This window comes from Sphingobium sp. (assembly GCF_035511395.1).
Lineage (GTDB): Bacteria > Pseudomonadota > Alphaproteobacteria > Sphingomonadales > Sphingomonadaceae > Sphingobium.
The window spans coordinates 1-5170 of the sequence record NZ_DATKFP010000108.1 but is presented as its reverse complement, the minus strand read 5'-3'; the positions used below and the strand labels follow the sequence as shown (position 1 = coordinate 5170).

Here is a 5170-nt window from a genome sequence, read left to right as displayed (position 1 = left end):
CACGCCCAGACGAAAACGGGTCGTATGGCGATCATAGTCGAGCAGATTCTCGCCATAGCCGATGAAGCTCTGGCCGAAGAGATAGAAGTCGGGTCCCCCACCCAATAGCCGCGAGAGCGGATAGGAAAGATCGGCGGCGAGTGCGCCTTTGCCGCTGGAGACGCTGAACCGCGTGGATGTCGTAAGGCGTAGGCCGTCATCTTTCCCGACTTCCAGGAAGAGCGAGCTATTGCCCCTGTAGCGGCGGATATCGGGATTGTCGGATTTGTCGCCGACAAGGAGGGAGAAGCGCGGAGCTACCGACAGGCGATAGCCGCCGCCCAGTGGGAAGGCGGCCATCGGCGCCACATAGAGCGTGTTGAGGCTGCGGGAATCGAGACCGGAGCGACCGTTGGATTCATGGCGAAAGCCGCCCTGTGCGCTCAGCGAGATGCCGCGTGTCAACGTAGCTGAAGGGGTCAGGTAGAAGAGTTCCGGCTGATAGTCGATGTTACGAAACGGCGAGGAATCCGCGCCAAGATCCCAGAACATGCGCTGGGTATAGGCAAAATGCAGTCCGTCGCGCCAGGAAAGTGGCAAGCCCTGGGCGCGTCTCGTTCCGAAAATCTGATATTTGAAGCTGATCTGGATGCGTGCGGCGCTGTCGGTGCTCGGACCATAGACAGCATAGATCGGTTCATAGGCCGACAGGTTGGCGAAAAAGGCGTTGCCCGCCGACCGGTCCGAGGGAGGCGGCACAGCCTTGTTTTCCAACCCCGGCGCGTTGGGAGGCCCGGATTGCGCGGAGGTGTTCGTGGCTATTTGCGCCCCTCGGTCCGCGGGCCGCAATGCCAGCGTGATCTGCCGCGTGCCCCATGCGGGAACGGAGATCGCGGCGCCTTCCAGCGACAGATTGGTCCTCCGCGCAAGCCGGTAGGTCGCGCGCGTGAAACCGCCAGGTGGAATGATCGGGTTTGGAGGCGTCGTCGCCATGCGCTCCAGCCAGACGGTGCGAGAGACGCCGCTCTGCTCCACCTGCGCTTCGATGCGGTCCGGAAGGGCCATGCCCTGCGGATCGCCGCTGTCATTGAGCAGGCGCAGATCGACCAGAACGGCGCCGGTTTCGTCCTCCTGCCCGGCATCGCTGATCAGGATTTCGACGGGCGATGCGGCATGAGCCGCGGCAGGGGTGGCAAGCGCGATGGCGGCAAGGCTTATCGCGCGCCTCATGATGGATTCTCCCCCAGCACATGCAAGGTGTGGAGCGCGATCATCCGTTCCTCGTCGGTGGGAATGACGCGCACCGCGACATGGCTGCCGGGCGTGCTGACAAGCGGGGCGCCGGCAGCGTTCGCCTGTTCGTCGAGTTCCACGCCCAGCCATGCGAGGCGTGCGCAGATACGCTGGCGCATCGCGGCGTCGTTCTCTCCGATCCCGGCGGTGAAGACGATGCCGTCCAGCCCGCCCATCGACGAGGCGAGCGCGGCCGTCTCGCGCGCGGCGCGCCAGGCGAACAGCGCCATCGCCTCTTCCGCTTCCGGCGCATCGCTGGCCGCGAGCGCCCGCATGTCGCTCGACAGGCCGGACACGCCGAGCAGGCCGGACTGCCGGTAAAGCATGTCCTCCACATCGGCCGCGCTCATGCCCATGCGGAGCTGAAAGTGCAGGATCACGCCGGGATCGATAGTGCCGCAGCGCGTGCCCATCACCAGGCCGTCGAGCGCAGTGAAGCCCATGGTCGTATCGACGCTCCTGCAGTCCCGCATGGCGCAGAGGCTGGCCCCGTTGCCCAGGTGCGCCGCGACCACGCGGCCCGCGGCCAGCGCCGGGTCGATCTCCGCGAGACGCATTGCGACATATTCATAGGACAGGCCGTGAAAGCCGTAGCGGCGGATGCCCTGATCGTGGAACTTGCGCGGGATGGCCAGGCGCGAGGCGACGTCCGGCTTGTCGTGGTGGAAGGCCGTATCGAAGCAGGCGACCTGCGGCAGGTCGGGTTTCAGCTTCGCGATCGCGCGGATCGCCGCGAGGTTGTGCGGCTGATGCAGCGGGGCGAGGGGGCACAGCGTTTCCAGCCTGTCCAGCAGGTCGGCATCGACCAGGCGGGGCGTGACGAAGTCCAGGCCGCCATGCACCACGCGATGGCCGATGGCGATCACGTCCCGCCCTTCCAGCGGATGATCTCCCGCCCAGGCGAAGAGGTCCGCCAGGAGATCCGCATGGCTGAGCGCAGCGCCGTCCGGCCAGTCCCGCTCGATGAGGATTTCTCCCGTCGCGGAGCGGGCCCGCAGGCTGGGCGCGATGCCGATCTTCTCGATCTTGCCGCCTGCCGAGAGCGTCAGCCCGTCCCGGCCATCGAGCGTGAACAGCGAGAACTTGATGCTGGACGAACCGGAGTTGATCGCGACGACGGCTTTCATGCGCTCGCCGTCCCCGGCAGGCCGGGCGCGGCCTTGGTGGCGGCGCGCGCCATCAGCACCGCGACCGCGCAGGAGGCGAGGCGGGTGCGCAGGCTGTCGGCCCGGCTGGCGAGGATGATCGGCACGCGCGCGCCCAGCACGATGCCTGCCGCGTCCGCACCGCCCAGGAAGGTGAGTTGCTTGGCCAGCATGTTGCCAGCCTCCAGGTTTGGCACGACGAGAATTTCCGCTTTGCCCGCCACCGGCGAGACGATGCCTTTCTCCTTCGCGGCGGCTTCGCTGATCGCATTGTCGAAAGCCAGGGGTCCGTCCAGCACGCCGCCCGTGATCTGACCGCGATCGGCCATCTTGCACAGGGCAGCGGCGTCGAGTGTGGATTGCATCGCGGGATTGACAGTCTCCACGGCGGAAAGGATCGCCACTTTCGGTTCCGCGATGCCGATGACATGGGCAAGGTCGATGGCGTTGCGGATGATGTCCGCCTTCTCCTCGAGTGTCGGCGCGATGTTGATCGCGGCATCCGTGATGATGAGCGGTGTCGGATGGTTCTGGACGTCCATGACATAGGCATGGCTGATCCGGCGCTCGGTTCGCAGGCCCGTGGCGGAGCGCACGATGGCGCCCATCAATTCGTCGGTATGGAGCGAGCCTTTCATCAACAGCTTCGCTTCGCCGCCGCGCACCAGGTCCACGGCCTTTGCCGCCGCTTCGTGGCTATGGGCGGCGGATACGATGCGGAAAGGCGAAATGTCCTTGCCGGCGTCTTCGGCCGCCTTGCGGATCTTCGCTTCCGGCCCGACCAGGATCGGCATGATGAGATTGGCTTCGGCGGCTTCAATCGCGGCCAGCATGGCGGCCGCGCTGCAGGGATGAGCCACCGCCGTCGGTTCCGGCACGCCATTGGCGGTCATCTCGATCAGCTTGCGGTAGCCGTCATGGTCGCGCAGGCTGACCTCCGGCAGCGCCGCACGGGGGCGGCGGACCTTCTCGGCCGGCGCCTTGACTTCGGCCTGGCCGCTGATGACTTCCTCGCCGTCCTGGTTGACGCAGCGGCAATCGAACAGGATATCATGGTGCGCGCGTTTTTCCGCCACCGTCACCGACGCCGTGATCGTGTCGCCAAGGCCTACCGGCCGCGTGAACTGCAGCGACTGGCTGAGATAGATCGCGCCAGGGCCGGGCAGTTCGGTGCCCAGCACGGCGGAGATGAGACCGCCGCCCCATAGTCCGTGCGCGATGACGCGGCGGAACATGTCGGTCGCGGCATAGTCGGCGTCCATATGCGCCGGGTTCACGTCGCCGGACACGAGCGCGAAAAGCTGGATGTCCTCTTCGGTCAGCGTGCGCGAGATACTGGCGGTATCGCCCACTTTTATCTCGTCGAAGGTGCGGTTCTCGATCATGGTTCCGTCAGTCATTGCTCAATGCTCCAGCACATAATGGCCGGGAGCATCGGCGATCGCCGCATAGCCCTTGTCCGCTGCGCCCATGGGCGGCGGCGCACCAGGTTCTCCCGAACGCGCGGCCAGCCATTCTCCCCACGCCGTCCACCATGAGCCTTGCTTTTGCTCGGCGCGGCTTGCCCATTCTTCGGGATCGTAGGAGGTGCCGTCGACCTCGCGGGTCAACACGCGGTAGCGGCGGCCCTTGTGGCCCGGTTCCGAAACGATGCCGGCATTGTGCCCGCCGCTGGTCAGGACGAAAGTGATCTCGGCCCCGGTCAGCAGGTGGATCTTGTGGACGGAATGCCATGGCGCGACATGATCGCGCTCGGTTCCGACCACGAACAGCGGTTTGCGGATGGAGGCAAGGTTGATGGTTCGCCCATCCACCCGGTATTTTCCTTCGGCCAGGTCGTCGTCGAGGAACAGGCGGCGCAGATACTGGCTGTGCATGGCATAGGGCATCCGTGTGCCGTCGGCGTTCCAGGCCATGAGGTCGTTCATCGGTTCGCGCTCGCCCATCAGGTAGGTGGCGAGCACACGCGACCAGACCAGATCGTTGGAACGCAGGATCTGGAAGGCGCCGCCCATCTGGCTGCTGTCCAGATAGCCCCGGCTCCACATCATGTTCTCCAGCAGGTTGAGCTGGCCTTCGTCGATAAACAGGCCCAATTCCCCCGGCTCGCTGAATTCCGTCTGTGCGGCCAGCAGTGTGACGCTGGCGAGCCTGTCATCTCCGTCGCGCGCCATGGCCGCGGCCGCGATCGAGAGCAGCGTGCCGCCCAGGCAATAGCCCATGGCATGGATGCCCGTCGCGCCGGTGATCGCCGTCACCGCATCGAGCGCCGCCATCGGTCCGAGGTGCCGGTAGGCGTCCATGTCGAGGTCACGGTCGGCACTGCCGGGATTGTGCCACGAAATCATGAACACGGTGAAGCCTTGCGCCGTCAGCCAGCGGACCAGCGAGTTCTCGGGCGACAGGTCGAGAATATAGTATTTCATGATCCACGCGGGCACGATCAGGATTGGCTCGGGCCGCACGGTGTCCGTGGTCGGTTCATACTGGATCAGTTCGATCAGCTTGTTGCGGTAGACGACCTTGCCTTTGGCAGTGGCGACGTTTTCGCCCACGCGAAAGGCTTCGGCGCCGACCGGCGGCAGGCCGCGCGCCATGTGCTGCATGTCCTCGACCAGGTGCCGGAAGCCGTCGACCAGGCATTGGCCACCTGTTTCCGCGATCTTGTGTTGGAGAACGGGATTGGTGGCGAGAAAGTTGGTCGGCGCGAGCATGTCCAGCATCTGCCGTGCGGCGAATTCCACCATGTCTTC

General features: G+C 65.5%; 4 protein-coding genes. All 4 read right to left on the bottom strand.

All coding sequences use genetic code 11. The features are described 5' to 3' along the window. A partial coding sequence (locus VMR39_RS07070) for a phospholipase A (RefSeq protein ID WP_325415273.1) occupies window positions 1-1209 on the bottom strand: 1209 nt, incomplete at its 3' end. Further along, window positions 1206-2399, bottom strand: coding sequence for an acetate/propionate family kinase (locus tag VMR39_RS07065; RefSeq protein WP_021246276.1), 1194 nt, complete (start codon window positions 2397-2399; stop codon window positions 1206-1208). The genes VMR39_RS07065 and VMR39_RS07070, both read right to left, overlap by 4 nt. Then, window positions 2396-3817: a bifunctional enoyl-CoA hydratase/phosphate acetyltransferase gene (locus VMR39_RS07060; protein WP_021690796.1), complete on the bottom strand. Its 1422-nt coding sequence runs from the start codon at window positions 3815-3817 to the stop codon at window positions 2396-2398. Before VMR39_RS07060 ends, VMR39_RS07065 begins: the two co-directional genes overlap by 4 nt. 3 nt (window positions 3818-3820) lie before the next feature. Continuing rightward, window positions 3821-5170 (bottom strand): PHA/PHB synthase family protein (locus tag VMR39_RS07055; RefSeq protein ID WP_325415272.1); only part of this gene is annotated, 1350 nt, incomplete at its 5' end.

Bases quoted from the DNA above. Each gene is read 5' to 3' on its own strand.
- VMR39_RS07065 (WP_021246276.1), bottom strand. From the start codon at position 2,399: ATGAAAGCCGTCGTCGCGATCAACTCCGGTTCGTCCAGCATCAAGTTC.
- VMR39_RS07060 (WP_021690796.1), bottom strand. From the start codon at position 3,817: ATGACTGACGGAACCATGATCGAGAACCGCACCTTCGACGAGATAAAA.